This window comes from Streptomyces avermitilis MA-4680 = NBRC 14893 (genome assembly GCF_000009765.2).
Taxonomy (GTDB): domain Bacteria; phylum Actinomycetota; class Actinomycetes; order Streptomycetales; family Streptomycetaceae; genus Streptomyces; species Streptomyces avermitilis.
Map to the genome: position 1 here is coordinate 5,431,385 of NC_003155.5, position 15,512 is coordinate 5,446,896.

17 protein-coding genes are annotated in these 15,512 nt (G+C 70.8%); 11 read left to right on the forward strand and 6 right to left on the reverse strand.

Annotated features, from left to right (window positions below; all coding sequences use genetic code 11):
* Positions 1–77 precede the first annotated feature (77 nt).
* The 5 genes from SAVERM_RS22955 to SAVERM_RS22975 form a co-directional block, all read right to left on the reverse strand.
* Positions 78–455, reverse strand: a complete 378-nt coding sequence (locus SAVERM_RS22955; protein ID WP_010985870.1) for a hypothetical protein — start codon at positions 453–455, stop codon at positions 78–80.
* A gap of 76 nt (positions 456–531) precedes the next feature.
* The gene (locus SAVERM_RS22960) at positions 532–2,064 is read right to left on the reverse strand and encodes a DEAD/DEAH box helicase (RefSeq protein ID WP_010985871.1); all 1,533 of its coding nucleotides are present in this window, start codon (positions 2,062–2,064) and stop codon (positions 532–534) included.
* Positions 2,065–2,455: 391 nt separating this feature from the next.
* Positions 2,456–2,659 (reverse strand): cold-shock protein, encoded by a 204-nt coding sequence (locus tag SAVERM_RS22965; protein ID WP_010985872.1) that lies wholly within the window; start codon positions 2,657–2,659, stop codon positions 2,456–2,458.
* A gap of 360 nt (positions 2,660–3,019) precedes the next feature.
* On the reverse strand, positions 3,020–3,364 hold the full coding sequence (locus tag SAVERM_RS22970; RefSeq protein ID WP_010985873.1) for a helix-turn-helix domain-containing protein: 345 nt from the start codon (positions 3,362–3,364) through the stop codon (positions 3,020–3,022).
* Positions 3,365–3,815: 451 nt separating this feature from the next.
* Complete coding sequence (locus SAVERM_RS22975; RefSeq protein ID WP_010985874.1) at positions 3,816–3,998, reverse strand: hypothetical protein; 183 nt, start codon at positions 3,996–3,998, stop codon at positions 3,816–3,818.
* A gap of 177 nt (positions 3,999–4,175) precedes the next feature.
* Here SAVERM_RS22975 and SAVERM_RS22980 point away from each other — a divergent pair, with 177 nt between their 5' ends.
* The 7 genes from SAVERM_RS22980 (at position 4,176) to SAVERM_RS23010 (ending at position 9,575) form a co-directional block, all read left to right on the forward strand.
* Positions 4,176–4,571, forward strand: a complete 396-nt coding sequence (locus SAVERM_RS22980; protein ID WP_306292864.1) for a hypothetical protein — start codon at positions 4,176–4,178, stop codon at positions 4,569–4,571.
* A gap of 80 nt (positions 4,572–4,651) precedes the next feature.
* Positions 4,652–5,077: a DUF5994 family protein gene (locus tag SAVERM_RS22985; protein WP_010985876.1), complete on the forward strand. Its 426-nt coding sequence runs from the start codon at positions 4,652–4,654 to the stop codon at positions 5,075–5,077.
* Positions 5,078–5,140: 63 nt separating this feature from the next.
* Positions 5,141–6,106, forward strand: a complete 966-nt coding sequence (bla, locus tag SAVERM_RS22990; RefSeq protein ID WP_010985877.1) for a class A beta-lactamase — start codon at positions 5,141–5,143, stop codon at positions 6,104–6,106.
* A 56-nt stretch (positions 6,107–6,162) separates the two neighbouring features.
* Complete coding sequence (locus SAVERM_RS22995) at positions 6,163–7,290, forward strand: sensor histidine kinase (RefSeq protein WP_037649076.1); 1,128 nt, start codon at positions 6,163–6,165, stop codon at positions 7,288–7,290.
* Positions 7,287–7,937, forward strand: a complete 651-nt coding sequence (locus SAVERM_RS23000; RefSeq protein WP_010985879.1) for a response regulator — start codon at positions 7,287–7,289, stop codon at positions 7,935–7,937. The genes SAVERM_RS22995 and SAVERM_RS23000 overlap by 4 nt, the downstream gene beginning before the upstream one ends.
* 113 nt (positions 7,938–8,050) lie before the next feature.
* Positions 8,051–9,217 (forward strand): serine hydrolase domain-containing protein, encoded by a 1,167-nt coding sequence (locus SAVERM_RS23005; protein WP_010985880.1) that lies wholly within the window; start codon positions 8,051–8,053, stop codon positions 9,215–9,217.
* A gap of 55 nt (positions 9,218–9,272) precedes the next feature.
* Positions 9,273–9,575 carry a hypothetical protein gene (locus SAVERM_RS23010; protein WP_037649170.1) on the forward strand — a complete coding sequence of 101 codons (303 nt, stop codon included), beginning with the start codon at positions 9,273–9,275 and terminating at the stop codon, positions 9,573–9,575.
* Positions 9,576–9,586: 11 nt separating this feature from the next.
* Here SAVERM_RS23010 and SAVERM_RS23015 read toward each other — a convergent pair whose 3' ends face one another.
* Positions 9,587–10,696 (reverse strand): DUF1152 domain-containing protein, encoded by a 1,110-nt coding sequence (locus SAVERM_RS23015; protein WP_010985882.1) that lies wholly within the window; start codon positions 10,694–10,696, stop codon positions 9,587–9,589.
* A 538-nt stretch (positions 10,697–11,234) separates the two neighbouring features.
* Here SAVERM_RS23015 and SAVERM_RS23020 point away from each other — a divergent pair.
* The 4 genes from SAVERM_RS23020 to SAVERM_RS23035 all read left to right on the forward strand — a co-directional run bounded on the left by SAVERM_RS23020 (position 11,235) and on the right by SAVERM_RS23035 (position 15,311).
* Positions 11,235–11,564, forward strand: coding sequence for a hypothetical protein (locus SAVERM_RS23020; RefSeq protein WP_010985883.1), 330 nt, complete (start codon positions 11,235–11,237; stop codon positions 11,562–11,564).
* A 305-nt stretch (positions 11,565–11,869) separates the two neighbouring features.
* On the forward strand, positions 11,870–13,537 hold the full coding sequence (locus SAVERM_RS23025) for a lysyl oxidase family protein (RefSeq protein WP_237528878.1): 1,668 nt from the start codon (positions 11,870–11,872) through the stop codon (positions 13,535–13,537).
* A gap of 261 nt (positions 13,538–13,798) precedes the next feature.
* On the forward strand, positions 13,799–13,996 hold the full coding sequence (locus tag SAVERM_RS42780) for a hypothetical protein (RefSeq protein WP_037649079.1): 198 nt from the start codon (positions 13,799–13,801) through the stop codon (positions 13,994–13,996).
* A gap of 127 nt (positions 13,997–14,123) precedes the next feature.
* Positions 14,124–15,311 carry an aggregation-promoting factor C-terminal-like domain-containing protein gene (locus SAVERM_RS23035; protein WP_010985885.1) on the forward strand — a complete coding sequence of 396 codons (1,188 nt, stop codon included), beginning with the start codon at positions 14,124–14,126 and terminating at the stop codon, positions 15,309–15,311.
* Positions 15,312–15,512 lie beyond the last annotated feature (201 nt).

Below are 15,512 nucleotides of genomic sequence, written 5' to 3' on the forward strand. Positions count from 1 at the left end.
ACGAGCGCGGCCCTGCCCCACCGGGGCAGGGCCGCGCTTCGTTTCCTTCTGTCCGCCACCGGTCCGGCGGCGCGGGCTCACTGGTCCGAGTAGCCGATGTCCCCGATGGTCCAGGCGCTCACGTCCGCCAGGGCGACGCGGTACATGCCGCCGGTGTCGGGGATGCCGAAGCTCCCCTGGAGGATCCGTGCGACGTGGAAGTGGAGGTGCGTGGGCCGGGCACCGCTCCGCGGCGGTTCACCGCCTCTGCCGGACGCGGTGAACACGGCGGAGAAGAACCCGAGCTTCTCGGAGTCCCGCAGCACTTCCGCCACGCGCTCTTTCCACATGGTCTCGGGGGCCAGCCGTCCGGTGATGACGGCTCCGGGGACCACCACGGTGAGGGACATCTGACTGCTTTGCTCCGACTCGACCAGGGCGGCGATGTCGACGAGCAGATCATCAGGGTGCGACATGGATCAGGAGCCTACCGCCAGCGGCGTGGCGGTGGGCATCCGGAACCTCCCGTGGCGGGTCCGGGCGTGACGTCGTTCAGCGGCTGCTTCGCCCCTTGGCGGAGGAGGAAGAGGGGGCGGAGGAGCGGCGGCGGGCCTGGGCGGGGCGGCCACGGCGTCCACGGCTGGAGGATCCCGAGCGCTCGGGGCGTTCGGCGGGCGGGGGCGTCAGGGTGACGGGCACGCCCGAGGGCGCCTGGGCCCCGGTGATGCGGCTCAGCTCGGCCTCGCCCGAGCGGACCTGGGTGGTCTGCGGGGTGATGCCGGCGTCGGCCATCAGGCGGGTCATCTCGCGGCGCTGGTGGGGCAGGACCAGGGTGACGACGGTGCCGGACTCGCCGGCGCGGGCGGTACGGCCGCCGCGGTGCAGGTAGTCCTTGTGGTCGCTCGGCGGGTCGACGTTGACGACGAGGTCGAGGTTGTCGACGTGGATGCCGCGGGCGGCGACGTTGGTGGCCACCAGGACCGTGACGTGGCCGTCCTTGAACTGGGCGAGGGTCCGGGTGCGCTGCGACTGGGACTTGCCGCCGTGCAGGGCCGAGGCGCGGACACCGACGGACAGCAGGTTCTTGGTCAGCCGGTCCACCGCGTGCTTGGTGTCCAGGAACATGATCACTCGTCCGTCGCGGGCGGCGATCTCCGTGGTGGTGGCGTGCTTGTCGGTGTCGTGCACGTGCAGCAGGTGGTGCTCCATCGTGGTGACGGCGCCCGCGGACGGGTCGACCGAGTGGACCACGGGGTCGTGCAGGTAGCGGCGGACCAGGAGGTCGACGTTGCGGTCCAGGGTGGCCGAGAACAGCATCCGCTGGCCGTCGGGGCGCACCTGGTCGAGCAGGGCGGTCACCTGCGGCATGAAGCCCATGTCGGCCATCTGGTCGGCTTCGTCCAGGACGGTGATGGCGACGCGGTCCAGCCGGCAGTCGTCCCGGTCGATGAGGTCCTTGAGCCGTCCGGGTGTCGCGACGACGACCTCGGCCCCACCGCGCAGGGCGCTCGCCTGGCGGCCGATCGACAGCCCGCCGACCACCGTGGTGAGCCGCAGGCGCAGCGCGCGGGCGTAGGGGGTGAGCGCGTCGGTGACCTGCTGGGCCAGTTCGCGGGTGGGTACGAGGACGAGTCCCAGCGGCTGCCGGGGCTCGGCCCGCTGTCCGTCCAGGCGGGCGAGCAGGGCGAGCCCGAAGGCGAGGGTCTTGCCCGAGCCCGTGCGCCCGCGGCCCAGGACGTCCCGGCCGGCCAGCGAGTTCGGCAGCGTCGCGGCCTGGATCGGGAACGGCTCGGTCACGCCTTCGGCGCCGAGCGCGGTCAGCAGGCGCTCGGGCATGTCGAGAGCGGCGAACGCCTCGACCGCCGGCAGGGCCGGGGTGAGGGTGACCGGCAGTGCGAATTCCCCGCCGGTCGCGGCGGGACGGCCTCCGCGGCCGTTCCGTCCGGACTTGGCCGAGCGGGAGGGGGCGCCTTGGCGGCCACCCGTTCCCTGCGAGCGGAAGCGGTTGCCCCGGGCGGAGCCGCCGGAGCCCGCGTCCGTACGGGAGCGGCCGGAGCCATTGTTCGTGCGAGCTGTGCGGTTCATGCGGAACCTTCCTCGATGCGGCACGTATCGAGGAATTCCGTCCAGCGGCGAAAGGCCGCATGAGGATTCGCAAGACTGAGCCGAAGTAAAAAAGCGAAACTGATCCGGGCCGGGAGTGGTGGTCCGGTTCGCCATGACAGGAGCGCCGCGCTGCGCGTTGATCAAAGAGCGGCGGGCGGTTGTTCGGGCGCGAGGGGCGGGGCGGGATTCCGTCCGGCCGGGGATGTGGTGCGGTCCGGCCGTCGGACGAGCAGTCGAGCTTGTCGTTCGCTCACTGCCCGCGCAGCCGGCCCGGACTCACTCGGGGTGAGTCGACGGCGCGCGGAAAAAGCAATGAGCCGGGGCTCGCACCCCAAGAGTGCGGGCCCCGGCCATGTAGTACGCGTCAGCGTCAGGCGGGAACGATGTTCTCGGCCTGCGGGCCCTTCTGGCCCTGCGTGACGTCGAAGTTCACCTTCTGGCCCTCCTGAAGCTCGCGGAAGCCGGAGGTGGCGATGTTCGAGTAGTGGGCGAACACGTCAGCGCCGCCACCGTCCTGCTCGATGAAGCCAAAACCCTTTTCCGCGTTGAACCACTTCACGGTGCCAGATGCCATATTGAATCTCCCTTAGGGGCAGTGCCCGGAGTCCGCACCTTGCAGACCCGGAGTCGCCGCGATGATTACGCCCGGAAAGCTTCCGGAAAGATCCGGAAACAAAAAGAGTGCCCGTCGACGAAGGTCGGAGAGCACTCAAAGTCTCTGGTAACCAAAACTGCAACTGTTATCACGGTAGCACAGGTCGAGGTGGCGGCTCCGGGTGTCTGTGGGGTGTCTGGGTGCTCCGATCCGCCCGGTGCCTGGAATCTCACGGCGCACCGCATGCATTTCTTCAGTAGCCGCACTAGATATCTGGCCCCGGCGGGCGCACGCCATCCCAGGCGCGGGTGGGTGCGATCGCCGCTCGTGCCGTGTCGTTCAGGAGCTTTCGTCCGCGGTGGGCTGGTCGCTGCTTCGGCGCATTTCCTCGTTCAGGCGCAGGGCGTCTTCGAGCTGGTCCTCGAGGATGATGATGCGGCAGGCGGCCTCGACCGGGGTGCCCTGGTCGACGAGTTCGCGGGCGCGGGCGGCGATGCGCAGCTGGTAGCGGGAGTAGCGGCGGTGGCCGCCTTCCGAACGCAGCGGAGTGATGAGCCTGGCATCGCCGAGGGCGCGGAGGAAGGCGGGGGTGGTGCCGAGGATGGCGGCGGCCCGCCCCATGGTGTAGGCGGGGTAGTCGTCGTCGTCGAGGCTGTCGACGACGGGAGAGTTCTCAGCGGGCATAGCACCTTCGTTTCGGGGACGCATCGAGGGGCCCGGGTACGCTTTGGCACCCGGGCCCCGAAGGGTTCAACACCATCTACCGGCCTGTCACAGCGCCGGCCTTCTGTTTCCGCAACGACGCCCGAAGGGGCGGGGATGCGGGGATCGCGAATGCGTGACCGGGGACCACCTTCCGTTCTGGGGCCTGCGGTACCCGGGTGGACACTGCCTCACCCGGGCGATCCTGATGGCGTTCGCTCCTATCTTCCGGGGCAATCTGGCGTTCTGTGCGCGGCCGCCGGGGCCGCGTTCTGCTGGACCTGCACGCGGGGCAGTTCGTGTCTGCCCCGCCCACTCGATGTCTGGCTACAGCAGAAACCCTAACGCCATCGAGATCCAATGTCTACTCTCGCCATGGCAGATTTTGCGCAGGCCTGGAAGGAGGAATCCTCCACGGCCTGACCTCGTCCGCTCAGCGTTCGTTGTGCGTGGTGCGGCTCCGGCGACGGCGCGCCGGGAAGCGGCCGCGGCCTCCGTCGCGATGGTCGTGCCGCTCGCCGGCGCCCGCCGTCCCGGGCTGGTCCTGCCGTGCGGCCGCTGGGGCCGTGCCGTGACCGTCCCGGCGGTCGGGCAGGAGGCTGCTGTAGGTGCGCACGGCGATCCTTTCGGCGTGCTGGGCGTTGAGTCGGTCGATCGCGCCGGAACGGCTGTTACGGGCGCAGGAGTACGGTGAGGGCTACCGAGGGCATGTCGTATGCCGGCTTCCGCGCCGGTCTCGTCCTCAGTCGCGCAGCAGACACGGGCCGCTCCGGTCCGGGGCAGGTTCCGCCCTATGACATCCGAAGCCACGTACCGCCCGGACCGTGCCGAGGCCGACGACCGCCCCGAAGCCCACGACCGTCCCGAGGCCGAAGACCGTTCCCGGACCGAAGACCGTCCCCACGCTGTGGACCGTCCCCAGGGTGTGGACGGGCAGCCGGACAAGCAGGGCAGGGTGGAGGTCCGGCTCGTCTCCGAGGACCCCGCAGCGGCCCGGCGCGTCGCGGACGCGCTCCGGCTGCTCTTCTCCGGGGGCGAGCAGCGGAGTTATCCCGCGGGCGTCACGGGGACGGGTGCGCGGCTGCATCTCACGCTCGACGCCTCGCGGGCCGCGGGGCCGCTCCGCTCCTGGCTCGACAGCAGCAGGCCGCCCGCCGACCGGACGCACCAGGGCGAGACCGCCTCCTGACCGTCCCCGCACCTGATCCAGGTCGCAGCCCCTGACCCTGGCCGCACTGTTCTCCACCTCACCACGGCTCAGGAGTTCTGATGACACTGGCCCCGCCGTCGCCCGGCCCCTCCCCGACCGCTGTGCCCGGCACCTGCCCGACCGCTGTCCGCGTGCGGCTCGCGGTGCAGCCTCCGCATGGCCGGCAGGCCCGGCGCATCGACGGCGCCTGGTGGCCCCGCTCGTACGACCTGATGTCCGAACTCCCCGTGCTGCTCGGCGGATTGCCGCAGGTCTGGGGCCAGATCAGTAGCGTCGTCGTGAACGGCGGGGAGTGGTCCGCGCCGCCCGGCCGGATGCTCGTCGCCGACCACGTCGTACGTGTGCGCCGGACGGACTTGCCGCAGGCCCCGCCCACCGCCTGCCTGCTCGCGCCGGGCCGCGGCCGGTGGGACCTGCTGGTGGTGCCGCCCGGCGCGTCGGAGGCGCAGGCGCGGCAGCTCATGGCCGACGCTTCCGGATTCTGATGTTGGACGGAGGCGACGGACGCCTGTTCTCCTGAGGCCATGACCGACGACATGACCGACGACATGGCTGGCGACACGGCTGGCGACACGACGTGGACCGCGCCGGGACCCGGCCGTCGCGCGGTACTGACCCTCGGCGCGGGGACGATGCTCGCCGCCGCCCTGTCCCGGGGCGGGAGGGCCTACGCCGCGACCCCCGGTGGAGGGGCGTCCGGGGCGCGGTCCGAACGGTTGTACGGGCGGCTGAGGGAACTCGAACGGGAGCATTCCGCCCGTCTGGGCGTGTTCGCCCGCGACATGGCCACGGGCAGAACCCTGCTGTACCGCGCGGACGAACGGTTCCCGGTCTGCTCCGTCTTCAAGACCCTGGCGGCCGCGGCCGTGCTGCGGGACCTCGATCACGACGGCGAGTTCCTCGCCCGGCGCATCCGGTACACGGAGCAGTACGTCAAGGACTCCGGCTACGGCCCGGTCACCGGCAGGGCCGAGAACCTCGCGGCCGGTATGACCGTCGCGGAACTGTGCGCCGCCGCCGTCAGCGACAGTGACAACGCGGCGGGCAACCTTCTCCTGCGCGAACTCGGCGGCCCCACGGCCATCACCGGCTTCTGCCGTTCGATCGGCGACGGGAGGACCCGGCTCGACCGGTGGGAACCCGACCTGAACTCGGCGGAGCCGTGGCGTGACACCGACACCACCAGCCCCCGCGCCATCGGAAAGACGTACGCGCGCCTCATCCTCGGTGACGTCCTCCCGCCCCAGGACCGGACCCGGCTGACGAACTGGCTGATCGCCAACACCACCAACACCGCGCGTTTCCGGGCCGGCCTTCCGGCGGACTGGATCCTGGCGGACAAGACGGGCGGCGGGAACAGTTACGGGGTCGCCAACGACGTGGGTGTCGTATGGCCTCCAAACCGGTCACCGATCGTCATGACCGTCCTGACGACCAAACACGCGGCTGCCGGACCCAGCGACAGCCCGCTGGTGGCGAGGACCGCCGAGCTGCTGGCGGCGGAACTCACCTGACCCGTGACCACCCTGGCGACGGACGTGGCCCGGTGCGCCTGACAGGGTGTCGGGCCATGGAACACCTCTTACGGCGGCTGAAGACCGCCAGCCCCTGGGTCGTGGACGCGGGGATCACGCTGCTGGTACAGATCGCGGTGACGATGCCGTTCGTCATCCCGCGCGGCCCCGAGCTGCCCGCGGCCACCTGGCCGGCGTACGGGCTCACCGCGCTGGGTGTGCTGCCCCTGCTGTGGCGCCGCCGGGCTCCGGTCGCGGTGCTCACCGCGATCTCCGGCGTCCAGATGCTGTACATAGCGACGCTGGACGGGCCGGGCCAGCCCCTGCCGTACGCGGCCCTGATCGCCGTGTACACGATCGCCGTCCTCTCCCCCCGGCGGCGGCGCCTGGCCGTCCTCACGGTGTCCGGCCCGCTGATCTTCATCGGCGTGCGGATGAACACCGGGGACGTACGTGAGCTGCTCTTCTCGCTCTTCTGCTTCTGCGGCGCCTACGCGCTCGGCCGCAGCCAGTTGCGCGCCACACGGGTCGAGGCCGACCAGGCCGCCGCCCGCGAACGGGCCCGCATCGCGCGGGAGATGCACGACGTGCTGTCGCACTCGGTGGCCCTGATGGTCGTCCAGGCCGAGGCCGGCCCCGTGTCGGTGCGTACGGCGCCCGAGCGGGCGGAGGCCGCGTTCGACGCCATCGCCGGGACCGGCAGGGACGCCATGACGCAGCTGCGCCGGATGCTCGGCGTGCTGCGTGAGGACGGCTCCGGCCCGCGCCGGCCGCAGCCGGTCCTCGCGGAACTGGCCGCGCTGGTGCGGCGCGTGTCGGACAGCGGTGTCCCCGTCGCGTACGCCACCACGGGCGAGGTACGTCCGCTGCCGCCGGACATCGAGACCACGGCCTTCCGGGTGGTCCAGGAGGCGCTGACCAACGCGGTCAAGCACGCCGCCCCCAGCCGGATCACCGCCCGTCTGGACTACGGCCCGCGCTCCCTGACCATCACCGTGACGGACGACGGCCGCGGACCGGCGACCGGGGGCGGCGGCACCCCGGGACACGGCCTGATCGGTGTGCGCGAGCGCGCCGCGGCCCACGGCGGCACGGCCCGCACCGGCCCGGGGCCGGGCGGCCGGGGCTTCGAGGTCGAGGTCGCGCTTCCTCTCGTAGGATCTGCCCCGGGGGTGGCACAGTGACGATCAGTGTGGTGATCGCCGACGACCAGGAACTGGTGCGCAGCGGCTTCGCGATGATCCTGGACGCCCAGCCCGACATCGAGGTCGTCGGCGAGGCGGGCGACGGCGCGGCCGCCGTGGCGGCCGTCCGCCGGACCTCCCCCGACGTCGCTCTGCTCGACATCCGCATGCCGGGCACGGACGGGATCGAGGCCTGCCGCCAGATGTGCTCCTCGTCCGGGGTGCGCGCCATCATGCTCACCACCTTCGACGCCGACGAGTACGTGTACGAGGCGCTGCACGCCGGGGCGAGCGGTTTCCTGCTCAAGGACGTGCGCCGCGACGACCTGGTGCACGCCGTGCGGGTGGTGGCGGCCGGCGAGTCGCTGGTCGCCCCCTCGGTGGCCCGGCGGCTGATCGCCGACTACACCCGTCGCGGGCGCAGGACCGCACCCGTCTCCGGCAGGCTGGACGTGCTGACCGCCCGGGAGCGGGAGACCTTGCTGCATCTGGCGCACGGACTGTCCAACGCCGAGATCGCGGCCGCGATGGTGGTCAGCGAGCACACCGTCAAGACGCATGTCGGCAACGTGCTGTCGAAGCTCGCCCTGCGGGACCGCGTCCAGGCGGTCATCTGCGCCTACGAGACGGGGCTGGTCAGCATCTGACTCCCCCGTAGGAGGGATGCCGGAGTTCGCTCCTTCCGGCGATCCGCCGCGCGCCCCCGGACCACAGGATGGGAGTCGTCGCAGCAACCAACTCCCCTTCTGGAGCAGCAGAGATGAACTCCTCCACCCGTATCGCCCTGTGCGCCGCACTGGCCTTCGCGGTCGTCACCGGGCCCGCCGCGTCAGCCTTCGCCGACGCCGGATCACCAGCGGCGGGCACCTCCGCCCGCGCCACCCAGGGTGCCGGGTCCCTGAACAGCACCGCCCTGCGGCAGGCCCTCGCCGGCCTTCCGGACGACGACGCGACAGCCGCCGTCGTCCGGGTGGCCGGCCAGGACGGCACCTGGCGCGGCGTCGGCGGCGTCCACGACACGGAGACCGGCCGCGAGGCGATCGCCGACGGGCGGTTCCGCGCGGGCAGCGTGACCAAGGTCTTCACGGCCGCTGTCGTCCTCCAGCTGGTGGCCGAGCACCGGGTCGGCCTGGACCGGCCGGTCCAGGACTACCTGAAGGGCCTGTTCCCGGCGGACCGGCCGCCGATCACCGTCGCCCAGCTCCTCAACCACACCAGCGGCATCCAGCCCGCCGACGGCGCCGGGGACTCCTTCGCCGACCAGTACGCGCACCGCTTCGACAGCACCACTCCGCGGCAGCTGGTCGCCTCCGCCCTCTCCAAGCCACTGGAGTTCACCCCGGGCACGCAGCAGGACTACCTCAACATCAACTACACCGTCCTCGGCCTGCTCATCGAGAAGGTGACCGGTACCAGCTACGAGCACCAGGTGCAGCGCCGCATCCTCGACCCGCTGCACCTGCGCGACACGTATTTCCCCGGCGACGACATCCGCATCCGCGGCGCCCACAACCACGGCTACCAGGCCACCGCCGACGGGCTCGTCGACGTGACGGAGTGGAACGCCTCGGCCGGGTGGGCCGCCGGGAACATCATCTCCAGCACCGCCGACCTGGAACGCTTCACCACCGCCCTGTTCGGCGGCAAGATCGTGCCGAGGGCTCAGTTCCGGCACATGCTGGAGGTTCCCGCGGGGATCCCGGGCGCCGTCCAGACCATGGGCATGAGCCGTATGGTGCTGCCCGACGGCACCGTGACGTACGGCAAGACCGGGGAGCGCTACGGCTACGCGACCGGCATCGGGGCGATCCTCGACGACCACGGGCGCATCCGGCGCACCCTCGTCTACTCGGTCAACTCCACCGACGCCAAGTCCAAGAACGGCAACGCCCGTGTTCTGCCGATCGTGCAGGCCTGGATGTCCTGAACCGGCCCTCGCCCCCAGGTCGTGGACCTCGCGAGTGCCCTGCTTGGATCAGGCCATGACTTCTGTGGGCTCACCGGACGGGACGCGAGACGCGGCGGAACTCGCGGTCTGGTTCGGCGGGGTGTCCGTGGCGTGCTGGTTCTGCTGCCCGTTCTGGACGCTCGTCTGCTTTCTCGCGCTGCCGACGGGACTGGCCGGTCTCGTGCGGGCCCGCGTCGAGTACCGGGCGTCCACGCAGGGCCGGGCGAGCAGGCCGCGAGCCGTGGCGGGAGGGGTGCTGTCCCTGCTGGGGTCAGTGGCGGCGGTCGCCTACCTGATCTTCCTCGGCACCCACCCGGACCTGCCCGCCCAGGGGTAGCGGTCCGTAGGTCACGCCGCGGTCGTTCGGGCTTCGGCTGTGATGCGCCACAGCGGTGCCTCGTACTGTTCCGGGCGGCTGTTGATCAGCAGGTGACGGAGGCCGTCGCGTTGTGAGCCGTCGAGGCCGAGGGTCTCGGTGATGTGGCGGAACGTCGTGTGGGTGGCTCCGCGGCTTCGGGCCGCGGCCTCGAACCGGCCCAGCTCGGCCAGGACCGCCTCGGGGGCCGGCTTCGCCGACGGCCGTTCGCCGAGCCGTGCCGCCTGGTCGCGCTCGTGGTCGATCTCCGAGCAGCCGCGGATTTCGCGGCTGTGCGCCTCGACCTCGTCGAGGCTCTCGGTCTCCATGATGGCGCGGGCCAGCCGGTTGCGGCCGACGGCCTCGTCCACGTCGACCTCATGGAGAGTCGGGCCTTCGTCCGTGAGCGGTACCGGCGGTCCGGCGTCGCGTACTTCGCAGGCGCCCCGTACCCCGCGGGCCGTGGCCGCGAGCATTCCGGCGGCGTCGGACGGGTGCCACTCCAGGACCGAGCCGATCGGCTCGACGTCCTTTGCCGTGAGCGTGCGGACCAGGGGGCCGAGGAGGCCACGCAGGTCGTCGAGCGGAAGTTCGCCGTCCAGTCCCGGGCCCGCGACCAGGAGTCGGACGGGTGCGTTCACCTGGCAGCACGCGGCGAGTGTCAGGGCGTCCGCGAGGGGGCTCCGCAGTGTCGGCTCGTCGCCTCGGGCGAGGATGTCGCCGCCCACGTCCAGGAGATCGATCGACTCCGGTGCGAAGTGGCTCACCAGCTCCTCGAGTTGGCGGGTGATGCCCTCGGCGCCGTGGTGCGGGTCGATCAGCGCGAAGGTGTGCGGGAGCTGCGCCGCCAGGCGCGGGAGGGTGGAGCCCGCCGGTGCGATCGGGCGGGCGCCGGCCGGCACCGCCCGGACCGCCGGGGTGATCGCTTCGAGGCCGGTGAACTGGTCCGGGCCTCGCGGGCCCGGAACCGGGTCGATCGGCAGGCGGTCCCACGCGTACGTGAGGATCACCGCCCGGTCCCCGTCGCCGTAGAGGGCGGCGTCGACCGTTGCGGCCGCGACCGCGTCGCCCCCTCCCCCTGCTGCGACGATCAACCTCGTCATGCAATCAGCCTACGGCGTCCGGGGCTGACCAGCGAGGGTTGCCCCCGGTCCGCCGACCGCGTCCCCGGTGACATGATCCCCAGGTCACGTACGGACCTGCTGATCACGCGCGGCCCAGGTCAGCGCGAGGACGACAACTCCCCGTGCGCTGATCGCGAGTTCAGCGGATCACGCGTCGACCGACCCGGAACAGCCATGTCACTCCTCATGGTGGGGGGAAGAGCCGACGCCATCGAAGCCCACGATCCTGACAACACCCGGTCAGAAGGCTGACAGAAGACCGATGTGGCCGGAACACGACGATCCGGTCCATGAGATGCCAGGGGACAAACCGGACGATACGATAAAAGCAGCCGCGTCACATCTCACGGGAAACGCCCCGGCGAAAAACGGGACGTACGGCCCATGTGGGGTGATGTGCGCACCGCGTGACGGCGCGAGGCTTTCCCGTATCGGTGTCCTGTGCGGCCGATGCCGCAGGTGACGGCGTCGTCACGCCTCACCGGCCGCACCGGTAGCGCCCAAGGAAGGTAGAACGATGAACCGGACACGTCGTCTCGCAGCACTCACGTTCCTGGTCGTCCCCGCGCTCGGGCTGGGCCCCGCGGCTGCCGCGTACGCGTCGACCACCACCGCACCCGGTGCCGCGTCCCGCGCGACGTGCCACGTCGAAAGGGAGTCGAACGGCAAGTACCACCTCTGGGGTGTGGGATTCACCGGCGGCCAGAAGGTGACCTACTCGGGGTCCGCCTCGGGCACTGTCTCTACGGACAAGTCGGGAAGGTTCGACATCGGCGGTCTCAGCGGGAGCAAGTGGGTCGTCAAGACAGGGAAGACGACACTCACCTGCGCCAAGGTCAAGCACTGAGCATTCGTCGCAGATCCGGCCACATCCCGGAAACAACGCACCCCCAGGTCATCGACCTGGGGGTTTCGCATGTGCTCGTCCGCTCTTTGTCCGCTCTCAAGGGGACCCCTGTGGGCACGACGCCCCCACAAGCGGTGCGGGAACGAATTTCTTCCTCAACAGGCAACCCGGACAACAGGTTTGTCGGTCTCACAGATTGCTCACAGAACCGGCCTCGGCGCGTGGGGGCGCGTCCGTAACGTCGGCCGGTCGTGGGCTGTCCAGTCCGATGCCACTTGACCATGGCACTCGCAGACGAGGAACCGATGACCAGTCAGAAACACCGCAGCCGCCCGAGACGTGTGGCGCTCGCCGCCGGAGCCGCGCTCACCGTCGCCGTCGCCGGGGCCGGGGCCGCTCCCGGAGCCGGGGCGGCGAGCACGGCCGCGAAGCCGAAGCTCAAGCTGATCGCCGCGTCGAACTCCGTGACGCTCGAGCGCTGGGAGGGGGAGCCCGGGGTCTATCTGGACCTCGGGACGTATGTCACGGTCGACGGCGCGCCGCTGGAGTTCAAGGTGACGCGGAAGTCGTACAAGGACCCTGTCGTCGCCCAGCAGATCATCCGCAACGGAACGAGCACGCAGAAGAAGGCACTGCCCGCCGGACTGGTGAAGGACTTCTCCGGTCTGCCCGGCTTTCTCGAGGTGTCGGTCAAGAACGCGGCCGGTGCGGTGGTGTCGAAGAGCAAGGGGACCTTCTGCCCCAACAACGCCTCCGGGCGCCTGCGTCCGGACGCCCCGGCGACCTCGCACTATCCGGAGAGCTGCGCCACCAATCCGTTCACGCTGGGCTCGGTGTGGGGCGTCGAGAAGGGATGGGCGTCCAACTCCAGCACCGTCGACTACGACACGCCGGTGGACCTGCCGACGGGCGAGTACACGGCCAAGGTGTCGGTGGCCAAGAAGTACCGCGACCTGTTCGGCATCCCCAATGACCAGCCGACCATCAAGGTGACGGTACGGGAGCAGAGTGACGGGGGCGGAGAGGGGATGACCTCCTCGCGGTCCTCCGCCCACCACGGTGGCGCGCACTCCGGGCACTCCGCGCACTCCGCCCACCACTACGGTCCCCGTGGCGCCGACGACCCCACGCCGCCCGCGCTCTCCCACGCGCTGGAGGACCGCGGCACGGCACACCACCTGGGCGACGGCCGCGGGCACACCGACGGCTCGCGCATCGCGCCCGCGCTGAAGCCGGCCGCCAAGCGGCCCACCGGCCGTGCGGGCGTCCCGGCGAACGTGCCGAAGCCGGACCTGCGTTCGCTGCCGGCCTGGGGCATCGCCATCACCGACGGCGAGGACGGGGACGTACCCGGCAAGGACTACCTCGCCTTCAGCGCGAACGTCTGGAACGCGGGCCCCGCCCCGCTCGTCGTGGACGGCTTCCGCAGCCCCGGCAAGGACCTGATGGACGCGTACCAGTACTTCTACGACGCGAAGGGCAAGCAGGTCGGGTACACGCCCACCGGCACCATGCAGTGGGACCCGCGGGAGGGCCACGAGCACTGGCACTTCACGGACTTCGCGAGCTACCGGCTGCTGAGCGCGGACCAGACCAAGCAGGTGCGCAGCGGCAAGGAGGCGTTCTGCCTGGCCAACACCGACGCCATCGACTACACGGTGAAGAACGCCAACTGGCACCCGAACAACACCGATCTGTCGACCGCCTGCGGCGAGCAGAACTCGATCTCCGTCCGTGAGGTCCTCGACGTCGGCTCCGGCGACACGTACACCCAGTACCGTCCCGGCCAGTCCTTCGACATCACCGGCCTGCCGAACGGCACGTACTACATCCAGGTGATCGCCAACCCCGAGAAGCGGCTCCAGGAGACCAACCTGAACAACAACGTCGCGTTGCGCAAGGTCGTCCTGGGCGGTACGCCGGGCGCCCGTACCGTGACCGTGCCGCCGCACGACCTGATCAACGCCCCGTAGGGGACCGCGGCGCCCCCAGGGGCACGCACCAGGCCCAGGTCGATGACCTGGGCCTTCGTCATGGGGCGGGGGACGAGCATCCCTTCCGGTGCGGCGCGGCCGGTGGACTCATCAGTCCAAGGCCCTTTCCGTCCATCCGTGAACCCTTTTCACGGGCCTGAGCCGCGACGAACCTATGGGGCACCGGCCAGGCCGAGCGTCACCGCGGGGCGCGACGGCAGACCGGACACCGCAGCTCACCCCGGAAGGACGGAAACAGTCATGCCTCGCACCCGAATCGCCCAGGCCGCCGCGGTCGCCTCCCTCGTCGTCGTGGCGTCTCTCGCCGCCCCGGCTCTCGCGTTCCCGTCCGAGGCGGACGCGGTTCCGGCCTCCTCCGTTCTCGCCGACGCCGGCTGGCAGATCGCCCCGGCGGACGCCGGCCGGCAGCTCGCCCCGGCGGAGGCCGGCCGGCAGTGAGCCGCCCGTTGCGCAGCGGCCGCCCACAGGTGATCGGCCGCGCCTTCGCCATGCCTTCGGGTCACGCCGGCGACCCACCGTTCGACGCCCGCTTGCCTGACCGTAACCACCCCAGGGGGAACGAAAAGTGAAGAACATCCGGAAGACCGGCCGTGGAATCGCGGGCCTGCTGACCGCCGGCGCACTGAGCGCCGGGCTGCTCACGGCGACCGCCACCACGGCCGAGGCGGCCACCACCTGCTCGGGCGGCGTGAACATCTACGGCGTGCTCGACGACGGCAGACTGACGTTCAGCACCATCAACCCGGCCACCGGAAACCTCGCCAAGGTGCTCGTCGGACCGGATCTCGGCTTCGAGCCGAAGGCCATGGCGACCCTCAACTTCAACACCATTCTGGTGACCTCGACCTCCGGCGCCCTCTACCGCGTCGACGTCAAGACCAACAGCAGCAACCTCGCCCTGCTGAACGCGCCGGTGAAGATAGCCGACAGCGGCTGGACCCACGACAAGCTCACCTACGACGGTCACGGCCACCTCTACGGCACCACCGCCGCCGGTCTGCTGCTGCGCTACAACGTGACCGAGGACAAGCCCGCCGGCTCCCAGCACATCGGCGCGCGCACCGAGATCGACACCGGGTTCGTGCTGAAGACCCTCACCGCCACCGGCGACGACCGGCTCAGCGCCACCACCGAGGACGGCAGGCTGCTCGACTACACGATCGCCGGCGCGGGTTCCTGGAAGAGCAACGCCCTGAAGACCTCCGGCTGGTCCGGCTTCAACCAGCTCGTCTCGCCCGGCGGCGGCCTCTACTACGGCCGTCTGGCCACCGGTGCCATGTACTGGTACAAGGACGCCAACCCGACCGACGGCTCCGGCGCCGACATCTCGTACCACCTCGACGACCCGGTCAACACCAGCGGCTGGACGCAGAAGCTGCTGTCCGCGCAGCCGGGCACCTATACCTGCACCACCACCGCGGACACGGTCGACCGCGACAACATCACCGAGGTCAAGGCCGCCGGCCGGCAGCTGATGAACGACAAGGACTCCGCCTGGGCCACCTCCGCGCAGTGGAACTGCTTGGAGACGCTCTGGAACCACGAGAGCAACTGGCGCTGGAACGCGACCAACCCGTCCTCGGGCGCCTACGGCATCCCGCAGTCCCTGCCCGCCTCCAAGATGGACGTCGCGGGCGACGACTGGAAAGAGAACCCGCTCACCCAGATCAAGTGGGGCCTGAGCTACATCGACGGCCGCTACGGCTCCCCGTGCGACGCGTGGGCCTTCTGGCAGGCCAACAACTGGTACTAGAACCAGGACACCGCACAAGGGTGACGCCCCCTCCACGAGGGGGCGTCACCCTTTTTTGCGGGGAGTTGCCGGAGTTGACCACGCCGTCGAGGGTGACCTGTACGCCGTAGGGCTGCTGTGCGCTCCGCCGCGCGTTCCGCCATAGGCCCGCCGGTGCGTGCCGCCGTACGCCCCGCCACAGGCCGCGACCGCGAGGCTGTA

Excerpts from the sequence above, each read along its gene's own strand:
- SAVERM_RS22955 (WP_010985870.1), bottom strand. The coding sequence starts at position 455 with ATGTCGCACCCTGATGATCTGCTCGTCGACATCGCCGCCCTGGTCGAG.
- SAVERM_RS22960 (WP_010985871.1), bottom strand. The coding sequence starts at position 2,064 with ATGAACCGCACAGCTCGCACGAACAATGGCTCCGGCCGCTCCCGTACG.
- SAVERM_RS22965 (WP_010985872.1), bottom strand. The coding sequence starts at position 2,659 with ATGGCATCTGGCACCGTGAAGTGGTTCAACGCGGAAAAGGGTTTTGGC.
- SAVERM_RS22970 (WP_010985873.1), bottom strand. The coding sequence starts at position 3,364 with ATGCCCGCTGAGAACTCTCCCGTCGTCGACAGCCTCGACGACGACGAC.
- SAVERM_RS22980 (WP_306292864.1), top strand. The coding sequence starts at position 4,176 with ATGACATCCGAAGCCACGTACCGCCCGGACCGTGCCGAGGCCGACGAC.
- SAVERM_RS22985 (WP_010985876.1), top strand. The coding sequence starts at position 4,652 with ATGACACTGGCCCCGCCGTCGCCCGGCCCCTCCCCGACCGCTGTGCCC.
- bla (WP_010985877.1), top strand. The coding sequence starts at position 5,141 with ATGGCTGGCGACACGGCTGGCGACACGACGTGGACCGCGCCGGGACCC.
- SAVERM_RS22995 (WP_037649076.1), top strand. The coding sequence starts at position 6,163 with ATGGAACACCTCTTACGGCGGCTGAAGACCGCCAGCCCCTGGGTCGTG.
- SAVERM_RS23005 (WP_010985880.1), top strand. The coding sequence starts at position 8,051 with ATGAACTCCTCCACCCGTATCGCCCTGTGCGCCGCACTGGCCTTCGCG.
- SAVERM_RS23010 (WP_037649170.1), top strand. The coding sequence starts at position 9,273 with ATGACTTCTGTGGGCTCACCGGACGGGACGCGAGACGCGGCGGAACTC.
- SAVERM_RS23015 (WP_010985882.1), bottom strand. The coding sequence starts at position 10,696 with ATGACGAGGTTGATCGTCGCAGCAGGGGGAGGGGGCGACGCGGTCGCG.
- SAVERM_RS23020 (WP_010985883.1), top strand. The coding sequence starts at position 11,235 with ATGAACCGGACACGTCGTCTCGCAGCACTCACGTTCCTGGTCGTCCCC.
- SAVERM_RS23025 (WP_237528878.1), top strand. The coding sequence starts at position 11,870 with ATGACCAGTCAGAAACACCGCAGCCGCCCGAGACGTGTGGCGCTCGCC.
- SAVERM_RS42780 (WP_037649079.1), top strand. The coding sequence starts at position 13,799 with ATGCCTCGCACCCGAATCGCCCAGGCCGCCGCGGTCGCCTCCCTCGTC.